21 protein-coding genes are annotated in these 23,774 nt (G+C 28.0%); 13 read left to right on the top strand and 8 right to left on the bottom strand.

Annotated features, from left to right (window positions below; genetic code table 11):
• Positions 1 to 655: 655 nt before the first annotated feature.
• Both CS899_RS06570 and CS899_RS06565 read right to left on the bottom strand, forming a co-directional pair.
• Positions 656 to 1,279: a lactate utilization protein gene (locus CS899_RS06570; protein WP_100065388.1), complete on the bottom strand. Its 624-nt coding sequence runs from the start codon at positions 1,277 to 1,279 to the stop codon at positions 656 to 658.
• A 57-nt stretch (positions 1,280 to 1,336) separates the two neighbouring features.
• Positions 1,337 to 2,119 carry an MBL fold metallo-hydrolase gene (locus tag CS899_RS06565; protein WP_100065387.1) on the bottom strand — a complete coding sequence of 261 codons (783 nt, stop codon included), beginning with the start codon at positions 2,117 to 2,119 and terminating at the stop codon, positions 1,337 to 1,339.
• A 97-nt stretch (positions 2,120 to 2,216) separates the two neighbouring features.
• Between CS899_RS06565 and ybaK the strand changes: the two genes are divergently transcribed.
• The 5 genes from ybaK to CS899_RS06540 all read left to right on the top strand — a co-directional run bounded on the left by ybaK (position 2,217) and on the right by CS899_RS06540 (position 6,965).
• Positions 2,217 to 2,690, top strand: a complete 474-nt coding sequence (ybaK, locus tag CS899_RS06560) for a Cys-tRNA(Pro) deacylase (RefSeq protein ID WP_100065386.1) — start codon at positions 2,217 to 2,219, stop codon at positions 2,688 to 2,690.
• Between the two features lie 10 nt (positions 2,691 to 2,700).
• Complete coding sequence (locus tag CS899_RS06555) at positions 2,701 to 4,005, top strand: glutamate-cysteine ligase family protein (protein WP_100065385.1); 1,305 nt, start codon at positions 2,701 to 2,703, stop codon at positions 4,003 to 4,005.
• Positions 3,998 to 5,326: a glutathionylspermidine synthase family protein gene (locus CS899_RS06550; protein WP_100065384.1), complete on the top strand. Its 1,329-nt coding sequence runs from the start codon at positions 3,998 to 4,000 to the stop codon at positions 5,324 to 5,326. The genes CS899_RS06555 and CS899_RS06550 overlap by 8 nt, the downstream gene beginning before the upstream one ends.
• A 12-nt stretch (positions 5,327 to 5,338) precedes the next feature.
• Positions 5,339 to 6,262 (top strand): AEC family transporter, encoded by a 924-nt coding sequence (locus tag CS899_RS06545; RefSeq protein ID WP_100065383.1) that lies wholly within the window; start codon positions 5,339 to 5,341, stop codon positions 6,260 to 6,262.
• Positions 6,263 to 6,404: 142 nt separating this feature from the next.
• The gene (locus tag CS899_RS06540) at positions 6,405 to 6,965 is read left to right on the top strand and encodes a GNAT family N-acetyltransferase (RefSeq protein ID WP_100065382.1); all 561 of its coding nucleotides are present in this window, start codon (positions 6,405 to 6,407) and stop codon (positions 6,963 to 6,965) included.
• A 10-nt stretch (positions 6,966 to 6,975) separates the two neighbouring features.
• Here the strand turns inward: CS899_RS06540 and CS899_RS06535 are convergent, their stop codons facing one another.
• Positions 6,976 to 9,099, bottom strand: coding sequence for a molybdopterin-containing oxidoreductase family protein (locus CS899_RS06535; RefSeq protein ID WP_100065381.1), 2,124 nt, complete (start codon positions 9,097 to 9,099; stop codon positions 6,976 to 6,978).
• A 160-nt stretch (positions 9,100 to 9,259) separates the two neighbouring features.
• On the opposite strand from CS899_RS06535, the gene CS899_RS06530 reads away from it, so the two are divergent.
• From CS899_RS06530 to CS899_RS06520, 3 genes are read left to right on the top strand one after another with little or no spacing between them, the layout of a single operon-like run.
• Positions 9,260 to 10,339: an ABC transporter substrate-binding protein gene (locus CS899_RS06530; protein WP_164995877.1), complete on the top strand. Its 1,080-nt coding sequence runs from the start codon at positions 9,260 to 9,262 to the stop codon at positions 10,337 to 10,339.
• Between the two features lie 9 nt (positions 10,340 to 10,348).
• Positions 10,349 to 11,305, top strand: a complete 957-nt coding sequence (locus tag CS899_RS06525; RefSeq protein ID WP_100065379.1) for an ABC transporter permease — start codon at positions 10,349 to 10,351, stop codon at positions 11,303 to 11,305.
• Positions 11,302 to 12,054, top strand: a complete 753-nt coding sequence (locus tag CS899_RS06520; protein WP_100065378.1) for an ABC transporter ATP-binding protein — start codon at positions 11,302 to 11,304, stop codon at positions 12,052 to 12,054. Before CS899_RS06525 ends, CS899_RS06520 begins: the two co-directional genes overlap by 4 nt.
• A 44-nt stretch (positions 12,055 to 12,098) precedes the next feature.
• Here CS899_RS06520 and CS899_RS06515 read toward each other — a convergent pair whose 3' ends face one another.
• Genes CS899_RS06515 through CS899_RS06495 form a run of 5 tightly spaced genes read right to left on the bottom strand, consistent with a single transcriptional unit; the run spans position 12,099 to position 17,379 of the window.
• On the bottom strand, positions 12,099 to 12,449 hold the full coding sequence (locus CS899_RS06515; RefSeq protein WP_100065377.1) for a VOC family protein: 351 nt from the start codon (positions 12,447 to 12,449) through the stop codon (positions 12,099 to 12,101).
• Between the two features lie 13 nt (positions 12,450 to 12,462).
• The gene (locus CS899_RS06510) at positions 12,463 to 13,689 is read right to left on the bottom strand and encodes a glycosyltransferase family 4 protein (RefSeq protein ID WP_100065376.1); all 1,227 of its coding nucleotides are present in this window, start codon (positions 13,687 to 13,689) and stop codon (positions 12,463 to 12,465) included.
• 12 nt (positions 13,690 to 13,701) lie between these two features.
• Positions 13,702 to 14,646: an ABC transporter ATP-binding protein gene (locus tag CS899_RS06505; protein ID WP_100065375.1), complete on the bottom strand. Its 945-nt coding sequence runs from the start codon at positions 14,644 to 14,646 to the stop codon at positions 13,702 to 13,704.
• Positions 14,630 to 16,264, bottom strand: coding sequence for an ABC transporter permease (locus CS899_RS06500; protein WP_100065374.1), 1,635 nt, complete (start codon positions 16,262 to 16,264; stop codon positions 14,630 to 14,632). Before CS899_RS06500 ends, CS899_RS06505 begins: the two co-directional genes overlap by 17 nt.
• Before the next feature lie 41 nt (positions 16,265 to 16,305).
• On the bottom strand, positions 16,306 to 17,379 hold the full coding sequence (locus CS899_RS06495) for an ABC transporter substrate-binding protein (protein ID WP_100065373.1): 1,074 nt from the start codon (positions 17,377 to 17,379) through the stop codon (positions 16,306 to 16,308).
• A gap of 491 nt (positions 17,380 to 17,870) precedes the next feature.
• Here CS899_RS06495 and CS899_RS06490 point away from each other — a divergent pair, with 491 nt between their 5' ends.
• The 5 genes from CS899_RS06490 to CS899_RS06470 all read left to right on the top strand — a co-directional run bounded on the left by CS899_RS06490 (position 17,871) and on the right by CS899_RS06470 (position 23,715).
• The gene (locus CS899_RS06490) at positions 17,871 to 19,352 is read left to right on the top strand and encodes a DUF1538 domain-containing protein (RefSeq protein WP_100065372.1); all 1,482 of its coding nucleotides are present in this window, start codon (positions 17,871 to 17,873) and stop codon (positions 19,350 to 19,352) included.
• Positions 19,345 to 20,007: a P-II family nitrogen regulator gene (locus CS899_RS06485; protein ID WP_100065371.1), complete on the top strand. Its 663-nt coding sequence runs from the start codon at positions 19,345 to 19,347 to the stop codon at positions 20,005 to 20,007. The genes CS899_RS06490 and CS899_RS06485 overlap by 8 nt, the downstream gene beginning before the upstream one ends.
• Before the next feature lie 163 nt (positions 20,008 to 20,170).
• Positions 20,171 to 20,998 (top strand): FAD binding domain-containing protein, encoded by an 828-nt coding sequence (locus CS899_RS06480; protein ID WP_100065370.1) that lies wholly within the window; start codon positions 20,171 to 20,173, stop codon positions 20,996 to 20,998.
• Complete coding sequence (locus CS899_RS06475; protein ID WP_100065369.1) at positions 20,976 to 21,422, top strand: (2Fe-2S)-binding protein; 447 nt, start codon at positions 20,976 to 20,978, stop codon at positions 21,420 to 21,422. Before CS899_RS06480 ends, CS899_RS06475 begins: the two co-directional genes overlap by 23 nt.
• A gap of 1 nt (position 21,423) precedes the next feature.
• Positions 21,424 to 23,715, top strand: coding sequence for a xanthine dehydrogenase family protein molybdopterin-binding subunit (locus CS899_RS06470; protein ID WP_100065368.1), 2,292 nt, complete (start codon positions 21,424 to 21,426; stop codon positions 23,713 to 23,715).
• The last annotated feature ends 59 nt before the right edge of the window (positions 23,716 to 23,774 follow it).

Raw genomic sequence — 23,774 nt, 5'->3', positions numbered from 1 at the left:
AATTAAATACCTCCTTATTTTATGTAAGTGAGTTAACTAACAAAAAAAGACCTTTGCTTTCACTATAATTGAAAGCAAAGGTCTTGCTACCACTTTGGGTGTTCAGCCGGGATAATATCCGTATTGACGACTAAACTTTTATAGCTACTCCCCTTATCTATTAATAGATTATATATTAAAATATATAAGAAATCAAGAAAAAGAATATATGCTAAGAAACATTTTCCTAAAAAGATAAGTATTTTTTATAAATTATAAAGAATGGTTGAATAATACGAAATTTGGTGTATAAGAATATTGTAGTAATAATATAGAAAAATGGGATATTTGCCATAGATTATGAAAATAAAACTAATAAAAGAAATAGACTATAAATAAAATTTTAATGTAGTAGAGTGAAAAAATAATAGTAATGTAAAATAGTTTAAATATTTACTAAAGAAAGTACTCTAAAGATTAGGAAGTAAAAAATATTATATATCTTATAACTCACTATTTTATATAGGAGAGGGCATATAATATATTGTAAAATCAGAATAAATGAATTAGTAGTAAATACTAAATTTACGGAAAAACCATCAAAAGTTGTAGAGTTAATAAATTATGGTGTCATAAAATTAATAAAAATAGCACTATATATTAAAGAATATTTTTATTAAAAACCAGAATCTTTATCAACTATTATTAAAGTCATCCTGTCTTTATTATGCTGACCTTCTATTATGGATAAAGAATTACAAACACGTTCTTTAGAAAGACAATTTATACATTTGTTTAATTTAACACAAGGAGGATTGTAACCAGATCTTTTTGCGTTTTTAGGACTAGCTATATTCTTAGCTCTTAGTATAGCATCATTTAAATTTTTCCTAAGTTTATTTCTTCCAACAACTATAAAAACTTTTTCGGGGCCAAATGTAATTGCGGCAACTCTATTTCCGCTATGGTCGATATTTACAATATGTCCATCTTCAGAGATAGCATTTGCACTTGATATGTAAAAATCTGAAAGTAAAGCTTTCTTTTTTAAATCGATAACTTCTTCTTTTGTCTTGCCTGAAGTTTTGTCATATACAGTATTTCCACGACTAAGAAAAATATTAGTTAAGTTCATATGAATTAATGTTTGAGAATGTCCTATTCCAATAGAGGAATTTAAAGGAATGGAATCTATTATATTTTGCTTTGCTTGTTCGAAAGTATTAAAAAACAAAACTTTTATTTTTTTAGCATTGAAATTAGATTGTAATTTTTTATAATTTATAATTGAATCATTCATAATTAACTCCTATAAATTAAGAAGAAGGTTATAATTATTAATTACAACCTTGATTTGTTAATCAACTTCCATAGTAATATTAAATTCTTCGTTATCGTGATGTATTTCTTTTATTTCGGTGTAAATATCGCTATATTCTTCCTTTAATTTTTTAGAAAATTCAAATTTACCCCATAGATGCATAGGAAATAGCATTTCAGGAGAAACTGTTTCTAAAAAATAAGAAACTCCTTTATCATAATTTTCTTTTAGCCTAGGATCTACTGGGAAAAATGCTACATCAACTTGTTCAGAATTGATTTTATCTACTTCTTTTCTAAAATCCTTTCGCATCTTTTCTTTTTCATCTACAGAATCTTCTGGCCAAGTCCATTCATTAAGATCACCAGCATGGTAGAATGTTAAGTAAGGTAGCTCAATTAAAATAGAAATACCTCTATCGGTTGAACCATAAGCATAAAAATCTATATCATGATAAGTAAACTTTTCATCTTTATCTAGTATAAAAACATTATCTTGTCCCCATAATTTTTTCATTGTATCTATATCAACATTATTATCAGAATTTGGATTATTTAAATAGATTATATTTTCATCTTTATAAAGTTCTACAATATCCTTTGATAATATGTATATATTTTCTTTGAAATTTCCATAATCAAATATTTTTTTTGAAAAATGATCTTTATGCGAATGTGTTGCAATGAAAATAGTTTTTTTCCCTAAAATAGGTTTAGGTAAGTCTCCTTTATAATAATCTATTATAAATAGATAATCTTTTGTTTCAATAGTAAAACAGCTATGATGAATATAAGTAACGTTTATATCAAACTTTTCCATAAAACACCTCCTCTAATAATATACCCAATAATATAGAGTAAATAAACTATAAGTATTATATTATTACAAATGGGTATAATTAGATATGGTGATTTAAATGAAAAAAGTTAAGACTAATGCAATGAGAATACTAGATTCTAACAATATAGAGTATGAATTAAATACTTATGATGTAGATGAAAATATAGATGGAAAATCTGTTGCAAAAAAACTAAATGAAATTGAAGATAAGGTTTTTAAAACTTTAGTTACTATAGGACAAGATAAAAATTACTATATTTTTGTGATACCTGTAACTAAAGAACTAGACTTAAAGAATGCAGCAAAAGCTGTAGGTGTTAAAAAACTTGAAATGATACATGTTAAAGACCTGAAAAATATTACAGGATATATAAGAGGAGGATGTTCTCCTATAGGAATGAAAAAACTTTTTAAAACAGTTATAGACGAAAGTTCTAAATTATATGAAAAAATATATGTTAGTGGAGGAAAGCTAGGAACGCAGATAAAAATATCTCCTAAAGATTTAAAAGAAGTAGTAAAAGCAGATATTTATAGTTTGACGAAGTAGCGCAGGACAAATGAAAAGGGAAGAAAAAATTCAAAAAATTGCAGATTATATTAGATCTGGAGAAAAAAACATAGAAGATATAACCATTGGAATGGAAATTGAAAATTTTGTTATAGATAAAAATACATTAGAAACTGTATCATATTATGGTAAAGATGGTGTAGGGGAAACTTTAGAATATTTTATGAATAAAGGATATGAACCATACAAAGAGGGAAACTATGTATTAGGTCTACAAAAAGGTGATATTTCAGTTAGTACAGAACCAGGTAGTCAATTTGAAGTAGCAATTAAATCCAATACTGACATAGAAAGGTTAGAGAGGAAATATATAAGTTTTTTCAATGAATTAATAGAATATTTAGATAAAAAGAGTCAAAATTTAGTGACTTTAGGATACCATCCTAATAAAAAGATAGAAGATGTAAAGATATTGCCTAAAAAAAGATATGATTATATGTATGATTATTTTAAAACTAAGGGTACCATGGCACATAATATGATGAAGGGAACAGCTTCTTTACAGGTTACTATTGACTATTTGAATGAAGAAGATTTTAGAAGGAAATATTTTATAGCAAATATGTTAACCCCTATATTATACGGAATATTTGACAACACTTATATTTTTGAAAAAGAACCTTTAGAAACATATACAATACGACAAAAAATTTGGGAAAATACAGATAAAGATAGATCTGGTCTATTTGACATAGCATTTGACAAAGATTTAAGTTATAAGAAATACGCTGAAAAAATTATTGAAACTCCTACGATTTTTATAGAAAAAAATGGAGAATATATCTATACAAAAGATAAAACCTTTGAAGAGATTATAGATGAATATGGAATAGATGAAGGTTTAATTTTTCATGCATTATCTATAGTATTTCCAGACGTTAGAGTAAAAACATACATGGAATTTAGAATGTTTGATGAAATACCTTACCCTTTAAACTTTTCAGCAGTTGCCTTAATAAAGGGATTGTTTTACAATGAAAATAATCTGAAAGAAATGTGTAAAATAGGTGAGGGTACAACTTACGAAGAGGCTTTAAAAGGAAAAGAATATATTCAAAAAGATGGAATAAATGCAACATATCTTGGAAACACTATATTGGAACATGGTAAGTTTTTAGTAGAATTAGCCTCTAAGGGATTAGATGAAAATGAAAGAAAATATTTAGAACCATTAAAAGAATTACTAAAAGAAGGGAAGACACCTAGAGAAAAATTCAAGGAAATATACGAAAAAGAAGGTTTAGAAAAAGCAGTGGAATCTGTAACTTTAAAGGTGGAGAAATCAGATGTATAATGATAAATACGTAGATGAATATATAGACATTATAAAAAAAGATGAAAAAGAGTACTATAAAGATTATTTAGAAATGTTAGACAAAGTAAACCATTCTAATGCAATTTATAAAGGTGAACCAATTCCTGTAACATATCAGGGATTGTTTTATGATGAAGAAAGCAAAAAAGACTTTCAGTACATGTCCGATATGCTTATGTCTATTACAAGAAAAATCACAAAAGAGTATGTGGAAAATGAAGATTATAGAAAATTATTTAAATTTTCAAAAGAATTGGAAGAATTAATAGTTCATGATCCAGGTTATGATATTTCAGTACCTATTTGTAGATATGATGTTTTTTATAATGGAAGAGAAAAGTTTAAATTTGTTGAATTTAATACAGATGGTTCTTCTGCAATGAATGAAGACAACACACTGGGGGAGATTCTTTTAGAGACAAAAGCAATGAAAAAATTGTCAGAAAAATATAAATTAACAAATGTTGAGTTAATAAATAATTGGGCAGAAAAATCTTATAATATTTATAAAAGATACAAGGGAGAAAATAAAAAGCCAAATGTTGCAATAGTAGACTCTTTAGAAATAGGTACTCCTTACGAGTTTAGAGAATTTAAAAAAGCATATGAAAAACTAGGTCTAAATTGTGAAATAGTAGATATTAAGGATTTAGAATACAAAAACGAAAAACTCGTTTATGGTGCTTATGAAATAGATTTGGTTTATAGGAGAATAGTTACTGTAGAATTAATGAAAATTATTGACGAAGTAATGCCTTTTATAGAAGCATATAAAAACAATGCTTTTATGATGTTGGGATCTTTTAGAAGTCAAATAATGCATTATAAACCAACATATAAAATATTTAGATTAAAAGAAACGAAAAGGTTGTTATCTGAAGAAGAAAATAACTTTTTGGAAAAATCTATTCCTTACACAGAAGATTTTGAAACACAAAAAGATTTTGAAGTAGTAAGTAGCAATAAAGATAATTATATTTTAAAGCCAATAGATGACTATGCATCTCATGGAATTTATACTGGTAGGGATCATACACAAGAAGAATTTAATAAAATTCTTAAAAAAATACTTGGTACAGGTTATATTTACCAAGAATATTACGATATGGATCCTATTCATTTTATAGAATTTAATAAAAATGGTGAAATGGAAGTAAATGAATTTGGAGCTGTTTTAGGAATGTTTATTTATGATGAAAAATTTGTAGCACCTTATACTAGAATAGGTAAGGATAATTTAATATCTGGAGCCAGAGATTACTATACAGCACCAAATATATTTGTTCAAAATAAAGAGTAAGGAAGTGTTTTAATGTCAGCTTTACTTAGCACGATGATAGTGCTATTTACAATAATTATAATAGGATATGTAGCGGCTAAAAAAAGAATAATCTATGGAGTTGCTAATAGTGTATTTTCAAATTTAATGTTAAATGTAACGGCACCAGCATTAATACTTTCCTCTATATCTAGTTCCGAACCAAGTGATATACCAGTTAATATATTTCAAGTTATGATAATTGGTATTATCATGTACATATTTTTAATAATAATAGGAAAAGTATATGCTAAAATAATGCCATTAAATGAATTTGAAAAGCCAGTACATGAAGTAAGTATGGTCTTTGGTAATGCAGCATTTTTAGGATATCCAGTTTTTGCAGCATTATTAGGACAATCGGCAATTTTTGTATCTACAATATTGAATTTACCATTTAATATTCTTATATTTTCTTATGGTCTGTATTTATTTACAAAAGGAATAGAAGACGGAAAAGCTAATTTGAAATCACTTATAAACCCTGCGTTTATATCATCGATACTAGCCCTAATAATATATTTAACAGGTATAAAAATACCTACTATTTTAAGTGAAATATTTTCTTCTGTTGGAGGAATTACAATACCATTATCTATGTTATTGATAGGTTCTTCTCTAGCAGAAATAGATTTAAAATATTTATTTAAAGATTACAAAGTCCTTGTATTTTCAATAATTAAGTTATTAGTATTACCAATGGTTGTGTTTTTTATAACTAAAGGTTTAAAGTTAGATCCATATCTAATAAAAATGATAACATTAAATGTTGGTTTTCCAGCAGCATCAATGGTAGTAATGTTTGCAACCCAATATAATAAAAGTATTAGGTCAGCATCTATAGTAGTATTTATGAGCACTTTACTGTCAGTTTTTACAATACCATTATTGGAGAAGATTTTATTTCCGTTAATATAACTTGAATATAAAGTATTAATTTCTATTTTTATGAAATTAATACTTTATATTTGTAGGGATAAAAAAAGGATTTAATGAAAAAATGACGAGTATGTACAAAATGATAAAATAAAATCCAATATATTTGGAGGTGATTATATTAATGATTAAATTAGAATATTTCACAAGAGAAGACTTTAAACAACTTATAAACTGGATTGAATCAGAAGAATTTTTATGGCAATGGTCAGCACATACATTTGAATATCCTCTTACAGAAAGTCAGCTTGAAAAATACATAGAAAAAGCGAATTATGAAAATGCAAGTAGAATGGTTTATAGAGCTGTGGATACAGAAACAGGAAAAGTTGTAGGACATATATCTTTTATTGCCATAGATAGAAAAAATAATTCAGCTAGGATAGGAGCTGTTTTAGTTGGTGATAAAAACAGTAGAAATACTGGTATAGGAAAAGAAATATTAAAAGAAATTTTAAAGTTAGCTTTTGAAAAGTACAAATTTCATAGAGTAGACTTAGGAGTGTACGATTTTAATAAAGCTGCAATATCATGTTATGAAAAAGTTGGATTTGTGAAGGAAGGATTTTTTAGGGATTGCAATAAAATGGGGGAAGAATATTGGAGTTCATGGAATATGAGCATATTAGAAAATGAATGGTGTAGAAATGATAATATGGAAAATAAAAGTACTATTGAGAAATAGTACTTTTATTTTAATCTATTTTTGTTATTTCACACAATAATGTTTTAAAACAAGGGAAACCTGATATTTCGTCGACATTATTACTGTCTGTAAGTATATTTGCGTTAGCATTAGCCCAGTTTTTATGTTGGTATTTAGAACCGCCACCTACATTTAATTCCACTTCTCCTTCTAAAATATCGTCAGAGATTTTGGCAAAGAATTCAACAACTCCTCGTTTTGTAGATATTGAAACTTTGTCATTTGTAGAAATATTTCTCTTTTCAGCGTCTTTAGGATTTATTATTGCATAAGGATAAGGTTGATATTTTACAAGAGAATCTATATTTAAATGTTGAGTTCTAAAGGTATTTTTTATTCTTGCACCAGTATTTAAAATTAAAGGATAACTTTCAATGTCTGCTGTATTATAAATACTTCCTTCCATAGCTTCTTTATACTTAGGAAGAGGCTCATAACCATATTCTTCTAATAAAGAAGACCTAAATTCAAATTTTCCTGTTCTTGTAGGAAAACCAGGCTTATTGTCATCACGAAGAAGTCCTTTTTCAAATTTCTTATATATTTTTTCTGCTTTAGGATAAAAATAGACTCCTTTTTCAGTTAAAGCTTTGTAAATTTCTGGTTTATCTTTGAATGCTTTAACTAAAATATCTTTATCATTTTTAGGATACATTTCTCCATAACCTAATCTTTTGGCAATTTCATGTAGTACATATATATTTGATTTAGCCTCTCCAATAGGTTCAATAGTTCTATTTTTCACTTCAATCCTATTATTATACAATTGAAAACCGTAGTTTTCAAAATATGTTGTAGCAGGGAAAATAACATCTGCATAGTCTGAATCTTTAGTTTTAAACCTATCAACCGTTACAAAAAACTCTAACTCTGATAGAGCTTTTTGATATAATTTTGAGTTAGGATAATTTACAGAAATTACAGAGCCTATGTTAAACAATCCAGCAATTTTATAAGGTTTTGAGTTTAATACTGCATTTGGAAATTCCATAAATTGACTTTGTGAAAGTAAGTCGTTAAATAAAGGATATTTTTCAGCCCCTATTCTCTTATCTTCAAATTTCGGAACTTTATAATATAAATTAACATCACTTTTATTTTTTTCTACTAAAAGTCCACCTTTAATGTCTATATTTCCTGTAATAGCAAATAGTGAATAAAGTGCTCTAATGCTTTGAACTCCAGAATTAGAATATTCTAATCCTGTGTAAGTTAAAACAGAAGCAGGAGTAGTATTTGCTAATTGTTTAGCTAATCCTTTTAAAGTTTCATAAGAAACACCTGTAGTTTTTTCTATGTATGAGTAGTCTATATTTTTTATGTAATCAATTAAATCTTCAAATCCATGGGTAAAGTTTTCTACAAAATTTTTGTTATAAAGCTCTCTTTCAACAATATATTTTATTAGACCTAAAATAAATAATCCATCTGTACCAGATCTTATGATAATCCCATTGTCTGCTAAATTAAAAACTTCTGTAGAATAATGGTCAATAGCTATTATTTTTGCTCCGTTTTCTTTGGCTTTTCTCAATCTTTTAACATTGATAGGAGGAGAACTATTATAAGGATTAGTACCCCAGACCAAGACTAAATTTGAGTTTTCTATGTCTGGAGAAATATTTGCACCATAGATTCCAAATGTTGTAAAGGGAGCAAAAACTCCAAAAGAAACATAGCAAAGAGAAGAAACTGTTGCATGATTTGGAGAACCTAGTGGTTCAAAAAAACTGGGAACAGATTTTTTGAAAGGAAGGGTATTTGTGGCAAAAAAGTCTGTAACATTGTCAAATCCTCCTCTTCCAATATGACTAATTAAGGACTTAGCTCCATATTTGTCCTTTATCTTTAAAAAACTTTCAGCCGCATAATCTAATGCTTCTTCCCAAGAGGCTTCTCTAAAAGAAAAAGATCCCTTTTTCCCGTTTCTAATTAAAGGTTTAGTTAGTCTATCTTTTGAGTAAATTACATCAGGAGAATGAATTCCTCTTAGACAAATATTGTTATTTTGTGTTTTCGATTTTTCAATAGAAATTAATTTTTGATCTTCAAAAATGCCATCAACATGGCATCCACTAGGACATAGTCCACATGTAATATTTTTTTTATACATATTAACCTCCTTAAAAATAACTATATAATAAAGAAAAATAAAAACATAAAAGAGAAAATATAGTTAAAAACATAACAATATTTTTAATTTTGAAAATACCTTTTTTATGTTCTATAGTATGACTGTAGTTTTAATACAATACATAGAGAAGGAGAAGGTTATGAAAAAATTTTTTAAAATTACTATATCAATTATGTTGATAGCTATTTTTGCTGTTTCATGTAACAAAGATGATTCAAAAAAGAGCGGAGATGTAAAATCTAAAGAGGCAGAAATTTCAGAAGTAATGGCAAAAGTAGAAAAAATGTCAGAAGAAGAAAGAGAAGAAGCCTTTAAAAAAGAAGATGGCTCAAAGGAAGAAATTCCAGTACAAGTAGCAGGAGCATTTTGTTTATCAAATATGTGTTTAGCAGAAAAACTGGGATATTATGAAGAAGAAGGACTAAATGTAGATCTTGTTAGAATTAACGGTTACTTACAAGATGCTTTAGCAGCAGGACAAATAAAAGTAGGTGGAACTCATATTGCACATATACTTAAACCTACTACAAATGGTTTAGATATAAGTTTTATGGGTGGATGTAATACAGGCTGTCAGTCCTTTTATGTATTAAAGGATTCAAAATATAATTCATTGGCTGAGTTAGAATCAAAAAAAATAGGAGTATCTGGTGGAATAGGTGGACCAGGACATAATATAGTTTTAACAATGCTAGCAGCTGATAAGTTAAATCAAGATGATTATAAATTTGCAGATTTTGAAGCGCCACAACTTTTACAAGCTTTAGAGGCAGGTAATATAGAAGGAGCTTTAATACCTGAACAAATAGGTGAAAAATGGTTAAACGAAGGTAAAATTAAGCGTATTAGATCAATAACATTTGATGATGATTTTAAAAATGATGTTTGTTGTATCTGGGGAGTAAATGCTACATATTTAAAAGAAAATCCAGTAACTTGCTATAAGATAAATAAAGCAATAAAAAAAGCTAATGCTTATATGGAAGAACATTTAGACGAAGCTTTACAAATAGCTTTAGATGAAAGTTGGATTACAGGAGATAAAGAGTATCTATATAATTTAAACAAAAACTACCAATATAATATTACAACAGAGCAAACAGAAAAAACGTTGATAAAGGCTGTAAATTCATATAAAGATTTGGGAATAATAGAAAAAAACATAGATACAGAAGAGTTTATGCAAACTTATTGGAAACCATATAATAAGATAGATTAAGGTAAGTTTATGAAAAACAATTTTAAATTTTACGGTAAATGTTTTCTGCCAATAATTGCAGGAATAATTAGTATATTAAATTATTACTTAGTTCCAGATTTTGGAAGTAATACAAAAACCAATATTTATCCTGCTTTAATAGGTATATTTATTATTATTACAATAATAAAATTTATAGTAGGATTTTTTAAAAAGCCAGTTTTAGAAAAATTAAGCTATAAAGGACCATTTAATACAGCAGTAATAATCCTTTTGATGATATTAGATATAATGACATTAAAGACAGGTTTTTTAGAAATGCCATTTTTCCCATGGCCAGATAATATTATAAATGCAATAATCACTGATAGAAAAATACTTTTTTCTTCTACTTGCAACTCATTATTATTACTACTAACAGGATATTTCTTTGGAGTGTTAGTAGGCTTTATAAGTGGACTTTTTGCAGGATATAGTGAAAAAGTTAACTACTGGATGGCACCTATATTAAGAATATTAGGACCAATTCCATCTATTGTATGGTTATCTATAATATTTATATTGTTCGGATCGAGGATGTTTGAAGGCAGTGTATTTTTAATAGCTTTAGGAACTTGGTATCCTGTTACTTTTTCAACATTGACAGGAATTAGAAATGTAAAGAAAACATATTTTGAACTTGCAGATATTATGGGTGCAAATAAAGTGCAAAAGATGTTTAAAATAGCTATTCCAGCAGCTTCACCAAATATATTTCAAGGATTAACTCAAGGAATGAGCGTAGCTTGTACATCTCTAATGATAGCTGAGATGTTAGGTGTTGAATCAGGGTTAGGTTGGTATATAACATGGCAAAAAGGTTGGAGTAATTTTTCGGGAGTATTTGGTGCGACATTTATTATTTGTGTAATATTTCTTAGTATTACTAAATTATTAAATATAATAAAGTCAAAAGTATTAATTTGGCAAGAAGGATTTATAAGATGATAAGAGAAAGTATTCATATAAATGATGTAAATAAAATTTTTAGTGATATAAATTCAAACGAATTAAGTGCATTAAAAGATATTAATTTAGAAATAAAAGCTGGAGAATTTGTTTCCATAGTAGGTTCTAGTGGTTCAGGAAAATCAACATTGCTAAGATTAGTAGCGGGACTTGATACACCTACATCAGGAAGCATAAGTATAGGAAAAGATAAGGTAAATGGTTCAAATTCAAAAGTAGGTATGATGTTTCAAGAGCCAACTCTTCTTCCTTGGAAATCAGTAATTAAAAATATATCTTTTGGAGTAGAACTTAAAAATGAAAAAACTAAAGAAAAAGAACAGTTAATAGAATATTTAATAGAGAAAGTTGGCCTGGAAACTTTTGAAAATTCTTACCCTCATGAATTATCTGGAGGAATGGCTCAAAGAGTTTCTTTAGTAAGAGCACTTTCTACAGAGCCAGAGATATTGCTATTAGATGAACCATTAGGAGCGTTGGATGCTTTTACTAGGTCTAAGATACAAGAAGAAATAGTAAATATTTGGCTTGAAAGAAAATTTACAACTGTAATGGTTACTCACGATATTGAAGAGGCTGTTTATTTTTCAAATAGAATTATTGTAATGTCTCCAAGACCAGGACAAATAAGAAGTGAGGTAGTAGTAAAACTACCATATCCAAGAGATAGAAATAGTTTAGAGTTTTTTAAGTATAAAGAAGAAGTTATGAAACATTTAAATTACTAAAAACAAAAAGCCCTAATTAAAAGGGGCTTTTTTATTTAAAATAATTATATTATAGGAGCAGTAAGCTCAATGTGATTTCCTTCACTATCTTCAAATTCACTAACCCAATTATTTCCTATTTTAGTAATTTTAAAAACTATTTTTTTATCAAATAATTTATTTTTTAACATATCTAAGTTTTCTACTTCTATGCTTGGCAAACAATTGTTACCGAATATATGTGTTTCATTTACTTTTTTAAAATCAAAAAGTCCAAGTCTAAATCCCTTAATATCAAATACACTATAAATATCATCTTTTTCAGTAACAGGCTGTTCAAAAAAATCTTCATAAAATTTAATAGCACGATTCATATCTTTTACACATAGATATAATGATTTTATATAAAAATTCATAGAATATATTTTCCTAACTTGTTATTTCTTTAAAAATTTCTTTAGATATATTTTCCCAAGAGTTTTGTTTAATTATATCGTAAATCTTTGTAGGAATTTCTTCGTTGTTTTTTACCCTTTGGACTTGTAAATCAATAGCTTCAGAAAGCTGTTTTACATAATTTGGAACATCTTCTTCATAAGGAGTATCTACATTTTTTAGTCTAGGAAGTTCAACATATTCAATTATATTTGATTTGTTTACTTCTTCTCCAAGAACTTCCATTAATGCTGTTAATTTAGAAGAAACAACTAACATTCCACTTGCTAATGCTTCTATAGCTACAAGTCCTAAACCTTCATAGTATGAAGGAAGTACAAAAATACTAGAATATCTAAAAAGAGCAGCAAGAGATTCTTGGTTTTTCGCGTTAAATAATTTAATATTTGTTGAATTACCTATAGCATTATGAATTCTTTCAATATTTTCACCTTGAGGTGTGCCTATTATGTTTAAAATAATATCATTAGGATAATTTAGGAGTTTAAAAGCCTCTATAAGTTCAAAAACACCTTTAGAATCTGATATTTTGCCTGCAAAAACAATATTTAAAAATCCGTTATCATCATTTTTTATTTCATCGTCAATGTAAAAAAGATTTTGATTATATCCTCCACCAGTTACAAGGATTTTATCTCTATCTATATTATAAACTTCAGATATTTCATATACTTGATCTTTACTTAGTGCAAATATTTTATATAGCTTGTCTAAATTAGTGACATAATTATTTTTTAATATAGGATTTTGTAAGGCTTGTCTTATGTCAGTACCATGACAAATTCCTATTATTTTATCACATTTATCTCCTAGTAAATTTATTGTTAAAGAAGTTAACATCCAAAGGTGATGGCAAATAATGATGTCAGGTTTTACTTCATCATAAGCTTTTAATATTTGTTTTTCAAAAGAACTTCTCCAAATGTATATCATTTCTTCGGTCATATCACAGTATTTAGTGCTATTGTAGGGCATAACATCACTCATACCAACTATATGAAAATCCATTTCATCTGTGAAAAATTCAACAGGATAGCTATTTTGTTTCGAAATAAGGTCAAAATGGTATTCGCAACTATCTTGATTACCATAAATAGCATAGTTTTCATGTTCTTTATTAAATTCTGTTATTAAATTTGAAAAGTAAACTCCACTACCAGTTTTAGATGGTAACTGAGCTATAATATGAAGAATTTTCATTTAAACTCCTTATTATCGTAAAATTTCAAGGTTATAAGAAACAAAAACATTGTCTCCTACATTAAAATCTTGGTTATTTAAAGTTGTTACTTTTAATATATTACCATTGTTTTCTTTAACTTTATATGACACCAGAGCCCCTAGAAAAGATTTGTCTATTATAATGGCATTTGACTTATCTTTAGAAAAAGCCAATTGTATTTTTTCTGGTCTAATATAATAAACGCTGTTATCTTTTTCTAAAATATTAGAAGAACCTATAAATTTTAAAGAAAACAAATTATTTGGAGAATAATATATATCTTTTACTGTTCCCATGGAAGATATTTTTCCTTTGTCCATTAAAACTATTCTATCTGCTATAGAGAAAGCTTCTTCTTGATCATGTGTTACTAGAATTGTAGTTAAATTTAATTCTTTGTGAATTCTTTTTATTTCAGCTCTAAGTTCAATTCTAAGTAGAGCGTCTAAATTGGAAAGAGGCTCATCTAATAATAAAATTTTAGGTTTAACTACTAAACTTCTTGCAAGAGCAACTCTTTGTTTTTCTCCACCGCTTAGTTCGTTTATTTTTTTGTTACCATAATTTTTAAGTTTAACTATATTAAGCATATCTTGTGCAATATTATTGGCTTCTTTTTTCTTAATATTTTTAAATTTAAGTCCGTACCTTACATTTTCAAGTACAGTCATATGAGGAAATAATCCATAAGATTGAAAAACCGTTGAAACTTCTCTATCTTCAGGGTAATAATTTGTAATATCTTGGCTATCAAGTATTATTTTTCCGGAATTTACTTTAATAAAGCCACCTATACAATTTAAAACCGTAGTTTTCCCACAACCACTAGGACCAAGTAAACATATTAATTCATTTTTATCTATTTCTAAATTAAAGTCGCTTAGTACTTTATTACTTCCATAACTTTTACTTATATTGTCAATTTTTAAAAACATAGCTACTCCTTTTAGAGATTAATTTATGGTATAAAGCATTAACTATTAAACAAGTTATTATTATCAAACAAGACAAGACTGATGCAACTCCGTATTTACCACTTTGAACAACATCAAATAATACCAAAGTTATAACTTTTTGAGATGGGTAGATCAAAAAGATTATTGAACCTATAGTTGTCATAGAGGAAGTAAATCCATTTACAAAAGTTAAAAATAAACTTTCTTTAGACAATGGATAAACAACATCTTTAAAGTCATATAAACTATAAGCACCTAAGTCTTTAGTAGAGTTAATTAACTCTCTGTTTATTTGAGATATAGAAGTCATATTAGTCTTTGTAGCAAAAGGCAAAAGTTTAAAAATTAGATTTAAAACAACTATATAAACTGTTCCAGTTAATTTTAAAGGAGCTTTATTAAAGGCTAAAATATAGCCTATACCAAAAAATGTTCCAGGAACTATATATGGTAGTGTAGCTATAAAATCTATAAATTTAAAAAATTTAATTTTTCTAATTTGAAGGTAGTATACAATAAATAAACCTAAAAAACTACTGACAATTCCAGCTATTAAAGAATATACAATGCTTCTGGTATAAGTACTAGAAAAATACTGTTTACTATTAAGTACATTTTCAAAAGTAAAGTAAAGATTTCCTCCTCTAGACTTTGTAAATGCTGAAAGGAAAATGGAACTATATTGAATAATCAGCATTATCAGAAAAAAGAACGATAATATTTTAAAGGCATTAAAAATTAGTCCTTGTTTATTAATATCTATTTTTAAATTATTGTTTACTTCTGACTTCATAGAAATTTGTTTAAAGTTATTTCTAAAAATTAAAAATATAATTATTGCGATTAAGAATAAAACTAAATTTACTAGAGCAGACCTGTTAATATCTCCCATAGAGATTATACTTAGATAAGCTTCTGTGGCTAGTACATTATAAGAACCACCAATTATAGCTGGTGTTGAAAAATCTGATAAACTTCTAATAAAAGTCAGCATAAAAACTACTATTATTCCAGATTTTAAGTAAGGAAGTATAATATCGACTATTATATTATTAGTCTTTGCTCCTAAAGAACGAGCGCTATTAATAGTTGAAGAATCTATATTTTTTAAAATACCAATTAAAATTAATGCATTTAAAGATATAAAGCCTACACTTTGCATAAATACAATACCATTTAAACCATAAGGGTTAAGTCTTAAACCAAGAAGTTCATAAGTAATAAAACCTCTTTTACCGAATAAATTTATATATGATAGAGATGTTATAAAAGGAGGAGATACTAAAGTTAAAAACAATACATAATTAATTAACTTTTTAAACTTACTAGAAGTAATTAACCAATAGATAGATATTGCAATAGTTACCGAGGTTGTTAAAATAGCTGTAAGAAAAGCCATTAATAGAGAATTTGAAATTAATTTTTTTTCTGTAATTAAAAAATCAAAAAATTTAGAAATATTAAAAATTCCATCTTCAAATAAAGACTCTTTGAATACTGCTATAAAAGGATATAAGATAAATAAAACAACTATTATAGAAATAAAAGCTATTAAGGTTTTATCCAAAAATTTAATTGATTTTTTCTTTTTATTCATAATTACTCCAAAAAAACAAGGTGGCTAAAGCCACCTTATAATTATTCAACACTTGCTTTATTTCCAGCAATTTCTTTCCACTTGTTTAAAACAGTTTCTCTACTTGTTCCAAAAGTTGATAGATCTTCTTTTATTAATTTATCGGCTGGCAGTCCTAAATCAAATCCTTTTATTCCAGACTTTATTATTTGGTTTGTATCTTTTCCATCTAGTTTAGCTAATTCTTCTAAATTAGCATCTTCTAACATGAAGTCAATAAAAGCTTTAGCAATATCTGCATTTTTACTATCTTTAAATACAGCTACACCTTCTGGAACCCAAGGAATACCATCTTCAGGATATACTACAGTAAGATTATTATCTTTTGCTAAATCAAATGAAGATTTGTCCACTGGTATAATTCCAACACCAAATTCTCCAGCAGAAGTCTTTTCTTGAGGGTCTTTTCCTCTTTTGCCATAAAAATCTATATTTGCATTTAGCTTTTCAATATATTTCCAGCCTTCTTCTTCACCGTACATATCTAAAAGACCTTTAAGAGCAGCATAATTCGTTCCAGAAATAGAAGGATCACTCATTATAACTTCTCCTTTGTATTTTTCATCAGCTAAATCAGACCAAGATTTAGGTATTTCTAAATTTTTATCTTTAATTACATCGTTATTTACTAAGAAACCTACTACAGTAAGTCCTTTAGAATACCAGTATCCTTCAGAGTCTTTATATTTAGAATCAACTTTTTCTGTTGCATCAGACTTATAAGAATCTAAAAGTCCTTCGTTTTTAGCATCCATAAATGCATCTAGTCCACCACCAAACCATAAATCTGCCATAGGTGTTCCACCTTCAGCTTTTACTTTAGCTAAAACCTCTCCACTAGACATAGATAAAAATTCAACCTTACAGTTAGTTTTTTCTGCAAATTTGTTAAATAAATCTACATAAGCATCAGATGTAGTAACTACATTTAATGTTCTACCTTCAAAGTCTACAGTCTTACTATTACCAGCAGAAGTGTCTTTTGTACTTGTTTCTTTATCTTTGTTACCACAGCCTACCATAAAAACAGAAAGTAGTAATAATAAAGATAATATTTTAAAAGATAATTTTTTCATGAGTCCTCCTTAAAATTTATAGATAAAATATATCATTTGTTGCGCATAAAATCAATGTGAAGTAATAGCTTAATTTGTTAATTAATAGAACTAACAACTTGTAAAGTTTTAAATTTAGCCGATTTAACATTAATGAAAAATATCTTTGTGATATAATAAAAGTTAAGTTAATATAGAATGAAAATTCATAAAGGTAAATTTAAAAAAATATTTTAGTAGTTTCTTTTATCATTTAGAAACAATATTACTAAAATAACAAAATTTATGAGATTATTTTAGAACAAGTAATATTTTATAATTTCACTTTTTATTTCGATAAATTCAAGTTAAGAAATTTTTTATATTTATATATTCAAAAAAAGTATTTAAATTAGGAATAATTATTCTCAATTACAACAATTTAAATTTGTATTAAATAATTAATTATATATAAACTAAGAAAAAATAAAAAACTATAAATTTTTTAAATATATACTAAGGAAGGAGAATAGATGAAGATATTACAAGATAAAATCAAAGAAGTTTCACTATCTGTTCTACCAATTACACTAATAGTTACAATTTTAAATTTCACATTAGCACCAGTAGATATTGATCTATATATAAGGTTTCTATTAGGAGCGATAATAATTATTTTAGGACTAGGTGTATTTTTATGGGGAGCAGAAATAGGTGTTTCAGAAATTGGAACAGTAATGGGAGAGTATGTTGCAAAGTCAAAAACTATATTTAAAGTCTTAGGGTTAGGTTTTATACTAGGGTTTTTAATAACAGTAGCAGAACCAGACCTTTTAATATTAGCTAATCAAGTTTCTTCAGCCATGGGAGGAACAATAGCACCAAACTTAATAGTAGGTGTTGTTTCTGTTGGAGTAGGTTCAATGATTGCAATTGGATTTTTAAGGATATTATTTAGAGTCAAATTTAGCTATATTTTTTCTTTTATTTATTTATTGATATTTATAATATTTGCATTTATATCAGAAGAATTTCAAGCAATAGCATTTGATGCATCAGGTGCAACTACAGGAGCTATGACAACTCCATTTATTTTGGCAATGGGACTAGGCGTTTCTAAATTAAAAGGTTCTAGTGTTAGTGAGGAGGATAGCTTTGGTCTTGTAGGTATGGCGTCAACTGGACCAATACTTGCAGTTATGATTTTAAGTCTAGTTATGGGTGCTGATAAAATACAGGGAACAGCTGAAAAATTTGAGCCAGTAAGGGGAATAATATCTCCTATAATGCAAACGTTTAAGCATACTATTCCAGAATCGCTAATAGCACTCTTACCAATAGCTTTATTATTTATATTAATGAATTTTACAATTTTCAAATTAAAGAAGAGAGAGTTTATAAGAATTATAATAGGTCTTTTTTACACTTACTTAGGATTAGTTTTATTTCTTAATGGTGTAAATGCTGGATTTTTGGATGTGGCAAGGCTAATGGGCCAAAAAATGGCAAGCATTGAAAGTCAGATTATACTTCCTGTTTTAGGGATAATCATAGGTATGGTAGTTGTACTTGCAGAACCAGCGGTATATGTCTTGTCTTCACAAGTAGAAGATGTAACTAGTGGATATATTCCAAGAAAAATAATACTTGCAACTTTGTCAATAGGAGTCGCTGTAGCTGTATGTTTATCTATGTTAAGGATTGTAATACCCGAATTAAAAATATGGATGTTGCTAGTTCCAGGATTTGTTATAGCTATAATCTTAAGTTATTTTACACCTCCATTATTTGTAGGGATAGCTTTTGACTCAGGAGGCGTTGCTTCTGGACCTATGACAGCGACATTTGTCTTAGCTTTAACTCAAGGGGCAGCAGATGCAACATCTACAGCAGATGTTCTAAGAGATGGTTTTGGAGTAATAGCTATGGTGGCTATGGTGCCAATAATTGCAATAATGATATTAGGTTTATTGTTTAAATTAAAAACCAAAAAGGAAGGTATTAAAAATGTATAGTAAAGATGAATCATATAATTTATTTATTGTTATAGTAGACAAAGGCAGAGCAAGTAAAATATTAAATGAATCAAAAAAGATAGGTGTAAAAGGTGGGACTATATTATATGGAACAGGAACAGTAAATAGTGGTCTTTTACATTTATTAGAACTTTATGAAATAAAAAAAGAAATATTAATTATGGTTATTCCAAATGAATTAAACGAGGAATTATACAAACTTTTAAAAGATAAATTTCATTTGGAAAGACCAAATAAAGGTATAGCTTTTAATATTCCATTGGATAATGTAATGGGAAATGTATGTGTACAAAATGTTGAAAAATTTTCAAGAGGGAGTGATAAAATGAACCATCAAGCGGTATTTGTAATAGTAGAAAGAGGAAATGCAGACGATGTAATTAAGTCCGCAGATAAAGCAGGAGCTAGAGGAGCTACTGTAATACATGGAAGAGGTTCAGGCGTACATGAAAAAAGTTCAATATTTAATATAGTTATAGAGCCAGAAAAAGAAATAGTACTAATGTTGGTAGATTCTTTAAAAACTCAAACTATTATAGATAATATAAAGGAAGATTTAAATATTGATAAACCAGGTAAAGGGATAGTATTTGTAGTTGGAGTTGAAAATACTTTAGGTCTTGTAAAGGAGTAATTAATTTAGGCAGGATATCTAAATTCTGCCTTTTTATTAAAAAGCAGAAGCTGTTTTTATGGTTTACAAAACAGAGTGATAAAGTGATTATTAACTCGCGAAAATAACTGTAATTATGATATAATTTCTTTGTTATTATTTTTGTTTATATAGGGGGAGCATATTGTTTACTTTAAGGGAATTTTATCAGCCAGATTCTATAAAAGAAGCTTATGAAATATTATCTAAATCTAAAAGAAACATGGTTTTAGGTGGATGTATATTTCTGAAAATGAGCAATAAGAAAATGGGAACTGGAATTGATTTATCAAATTTACATTTAGATAATATAAAAATCAACGACAGAGTTATATCTATAGGAGCATCTGTAACGTTGTCTCAATTAGAAGAGAATGGATTTATAGGAAATTATGCTAATGGTTTAATTAAAAAGTCTATTGAAACAATTGCTTCAAAACAATTGAGAAATATGGCAACAGTTGGTGCATCTGTTTATGCAAATTATGGATTTTCAGATATAGTACCAGTTTTTTTGGCACTTAATGCTAGAATTCACCTATATAATGCAGGCTGGATGAAATTAAGCGATTTTATAAAAATGGAAAAAACAGTTAAAAATAGAGATATTTTAATTGAAATAGAAATCCCTATTGAGGAGAGTTTTGCTTGTTATTCAAGTTTAAGAACTACCGCAGGGGATTTTTGTATTCTAAACTTAGTAGTTTCAAGGATAAAAGATGATTTTAATATTGTAGTAGGAGCAAGACCGAAGAAAGCTACAATAGCAATTAAAACATCAGAGTTTATTTCTGAAAAATTTGATATTTTGCCTTTTGATAATTTAGTAAAAGAAGCAGGAGATTTATTAGTAGAAGAAGTTGAATGTGGATCAAATATAAGAGGATCAAAAGAATATAGAGAACAATTATCCAAAGGTTTATTAAGAAAAGCATTACAGGAGGTTTTTGATGAAAGTATCTCTTATGATTAATGGAAAAGAACATATAACACATATAAAACCAGAAAGTATGCTTATAGATGTACTTAGACATTTAGGGTTTTTATCTGTAAAAAGAGGATGTGATACCGCTAGTTGTGGACTTTGTACAGTTTGGATAGAAGAAACTCCTGTGCTTTCCTGTGGATACTTAACATTAAGGGCTTTAGGTAAGAATATAACTACATTAGAAGGAGTTCAGGACGAGGCTAAAAAATTTGGCGAGTTTTTAGCAAATGAGGGTGGAGACCAGTGCGGTTTTTGTAACCCTGGATTTATAATGAATGTGATATCTTTAAAAAGACAGAACAAAAAGTTAACAGAGGATGAAATAAAAACCTACTTAATGGGAAATCTTTGTAGGTGTACAGGTTATGCTAGCCAAATGAGAGCTATTAAAAAGTATTTAGAGGTATAGTATGGGAAATATTGGAAGTAAGGTAAGAAAAATAGATAGTGAAGCAATTACTTTAGGTAAGCCAATTTATACTGAAGATTTAGCATTAAAAAATGCTCTTTGTGTAAAACTTTTGAGAAGTAGATATGCAAATGCAATAATAAAAAATATAAATAAAGCTAGAGCAGAGGGTTTAGTGGGAATAGAAGGTATATATACTTATGAAGATGTACCACAAAATAAGTTTACAATGGCGGGTCAAACTTATCCAGAGTTATCGCCTTATGATAGATTAATTTTAGATAAACATGTACGTTATATAGGAGATCCAGTAGCGATAATTGTAGGGATAGATGAGAAAATATGCAGAAGAGCTTTGTCTATGATTAAAGTAGAGTACGAGGTTCTAGAGCCTATTTTAGATTTTGAAAAAGCGATCAAATCAGATGTACAGGTTCATTCTAAAGAAGAGGGAACATTTTTTAAATTGCCTCAAGAAATAGTTAAATATGATTTAACTAGAAATGTTGTAGGGGAGCAAGAAAAAGTATTTGGCGAAAACCCTAACAAAGTATTTGAAGAATGTCCTGTAAAAATAGAAGAATCTTATACAATGCAGGCACAAGCACATGCTATGATGGAAACTTATAGATCTTATGCATATTATGACCATTTAATGAGACTTACAGTAATAAGCTCCACACAAGTTCCATTTCATATAAAAAGGCAACTTAGTGTAGCTTTAGGAATACCTTCATCGAAAATTAGAGTTATTAAGCCTAGGATAGGTGGAGGATTTGGAGGAAAACAAACATCTGTAACAGAAATTTATGCAGCATTTGCAACTATAAAAACTGGTAGACCATGTTTGTTAAAATACTCTAGAAAAGAAACTTTTTCGGCAACTAATTCACGACATAAAATAAAAGTGAATGTAAAAATAGGAGCAGAAGAAGATGGCACTATAAGTGTTGTAGATATAGATGCAATTTCAGATCAAGGTGCTTACGGTGAACATGCTTTCACAACTTTAGGTTTGGTAGGAGAGAAAACTCTTCCACTATATAATAAACTTAAATCTGGAAGATTTCATGGTACTGTAGTTTATACCAATAAAGTTCCAGGAGCGGCATTTAGAGGGTATGGTGCAACGCAAGGAATTTTTGCTATAGAGTCAGCCGTAAATAGTCTAGCTTATAAACTTAATATGGATCCAACGGAACTCAGACTAAAGAATATAACTAAACAGGGAGAAACAACTTTAGCATACGAGAAAGAGATACTAAGTAGTAGATTAGATGAATGTATAGAAAAAGGAAAAGAATTAATAGGCTGGGAAGAAAAATATCCTTTAAAGACTTTAAAAAATGGGAATATTAGGTCAGTAGGAATGGCAATAGCTATGCAAGGTTCAGGTATAGCTAATGTAGATACTTCTACTGTGACGATGAAACTTAATGAAGAGGGAGACTTTTCACTATTAATGAGCCCAACAGATAACGGTTCAGGGACAGACACAGTCTTAACACAAATGGCAGCAGAAGTACTAGATTGTGAGATAGACGATATTATTACAATTACAGCTGATACAGATATAACCCCTTATGATCCAGGTTCTTATGCTTCAAGTGGAGTATATGTTACAGGAGGAGCTGTTTTAAGGGCAGCAAATAAATTAAAGACAAATATATTAAAAGAAGCAGCAGAAAAATCTGGTATATATTTTGGAGATTTAGATTTAGCTAAAGGAATTATAGTAACAAAAACAGGAACAGAAGTAATTTCTTTAAAAGATTTAGCAGAGGAGCTAAGTGCTGGAGTTAATGGGAAAACAATAATAGGAACAGGTTCCTTTGGTTCAGAGGTTTCTCCACCGCCATACATGGCAGGTTTCGTAGAAACAGAAACAGATGTATTAACAGGACAAGTTAAAGTTATAGACTATGTTGCTGTAGTAGATTGTGGAACGGTAATTAATAAAAATTTAGCTAGAGTACAAGTAGAAGGCGGGATAGTTCAAGGAATAGGACTAGCATTATACGAAGATGTAGTGTATTCGGAAAAAGGTAAACTTGTTACAGATGAGTTTTTACAATATAAAATACCAACTAGAAAAGATATTGGAAATATCGAGGTGGAATTTTTAGAAAGCTATGAACCAACAGGACCTTTTGGAGCAAAATCTATTGGAGAAATAGTTGTAAATACTCCAAGTCCAGCTATAAATGGAGCATTGTTAAATGCAGTAGGAACACAATTTGGAAAGTTGCCAATACTGCCAGAAGATGTTTTAAGAAGAATATTAAATTTTTAAGAGACTATATTTATAGTCTCTTTTTCTATATAATGGGTCTAACATAATAAGAATTAAGG

Source organism: Miniphocaeibacter massiliensis (assembly GCF_900232905.1).
Classification (GTDB): Bacteria; Bacillota; Clostridia; order Tissierellales; family Peptoniphilaceae; genus Miniphocaeibacter; species Miniphocaeibacter massiliensis.
The sequence above is the reverse complement of the archived record's forward strand: the minus strand, read 5'-3'. Positions and strand labels throughout refer to the sequence as shown.

What these genes read in the sequence shown, in the direction of transcription:
- CS899_RS06570 (WP_100065388.1), bottom strand. Translation starts at nt 1,279, where the DNA reads ATGAATGATTCAATTATAAATTATAAAAAATTACAATCTAATTTCAAT.
- CS899_RS06565 (WP_100065387.1), bottom strand. Translation starts at nt 2,119, where the DNA reads ATGGAAAAGTTTGATATAAACGTTACTTATATTCATCATAGCTGTTTT.
- ybaK (WP_100065386.1), top strand. Translation starts at nt 2,217, where the DNA reads ATGAAAAAAGTTAAGACTAATGCAATGAGAATACTAGATTCTAACAAT.
- CS899_RS06555 (WP_100065385.1), top strand. Translation starts at nt 2,701, where the DNA reads ATGAAAAGGGAAGAAAAAATTCAAAAAATTGCAGATTATATTAGATCT.
- CS899_RS06550 (WP_100065384.1), top strand. Translation starts at nt 3,998, where the DNA reads ATGTATAATGATAAATACGTAGATGAATATATAGACATTATAAAAAAA.
- CS899_RS06545 (WP_100065383.1), top strand. Translation starts at nt 5,339, where the DNA reads ATGTCAGCTTTACTTAGCACGATGATAGTGCTATTTACAATAATTATA.
- CS899_RS06540 (WP_100065382.1), top strand. Translation starts at nt 6,405, where the DNA reads ATGATTAAATTAGAATATTTCACAAGAGAAGACTTTAAACAACTTATA.
- CS899_RS06535 (WP_100065381.1), bottom strand. Translation starts at nt 9,099, where the DNA reads ATGTATAAAAAAAATATTACATGTGGACTATGTCCTAGTGGATGCCAT.
- CS899_RS06530 (WP_164995877.1), top strand. Translation starts at nt 9,260, where the DNA reads ATGAAAAAATTTTTTAAAATTACTATATCAATTATGTTGATAGCTATT.
- CS899_RS06525 (WP_100065379.1), top strand. Translation starts at nt 10,349, where the DNA reads ATGAAAAACAATTTTAAATTTTACGGTAAATGTTTTCTGCCAATAATT.
- CS899_RS06520 (WP_100065378.1), top strand. Translation starts at nt 11,302, where the DNA reads ATGATAAGAGAAAGTATTCATATAAATGATGTAAATAAAATTTTTAGT.
- CS899_RS06515 (WP_100065377.1), bottom strand. Translation starts at nt 12,449, where the DNA reads ATGAATTTTTATATAAAATCATTATATCTATGTGTAAAAGATATGAAT.
- CS899_RS06510 (WP_100065376.1), bottom strand. Translation starts at nt 13,689, where the DNA reads ATGAAAATTCTTCATATTATAGCTCAGTTACCATCTAAAACTGGTAGT.
- CS899_RS06505 (WP_100065375.1), bottom strand. Translation starts at nt 14,646, where the DNA reads ATGTTTTTAAAAATTGACAATATAAGTAAAAGTTATGGAAGTAATAAA.
- CS899_RS06500 (WP_100065374.1), bottom strand. Translation starts at nt 16,264, where the DNA reads ATGAATAAAAAGAAAAAATCAATTAAATTTTTGGATAAAACCTTAATA.
- CS899_RS06495 (WP_100065373.1), bottom strand. Translation starts at nt 17,379, where the DNA reads ATGAAAAAATTATCTTTTAAAATATTATCTTTATTATTACTACTTTCT.
- CS899_RS06490 (WP_100065372.1), top strand. Translation starts at nt 17,871, where the DNA reads ATGAAGATATTACAAGATAAAATCAAAGAAGTTTCACTATCTGTTCTA.
- CS899_RS06485 (WP_100065371.1), top strand. Translation starts at nt 19,345, where the DNA reads ATGTATAGTAAAGATGAATCATATAATTTATTTATTGTTATAGTAGAC.
- CS899_RS06475 (WP_100065369.1), top strand. Translation starts at nt 20,976, where the DNA reads ATGAAAGTATCTCTTATGATTAATGGAAAAGAACATATAACACATATA.
- CS899_RS06470 (WP_100065368.1), top strand. Translation starts at nt 21,424, where the DNA reads ATGGGAAATATTGGAAGTAAGGTAAGAAAAATAGATAGTGAAGCAATT.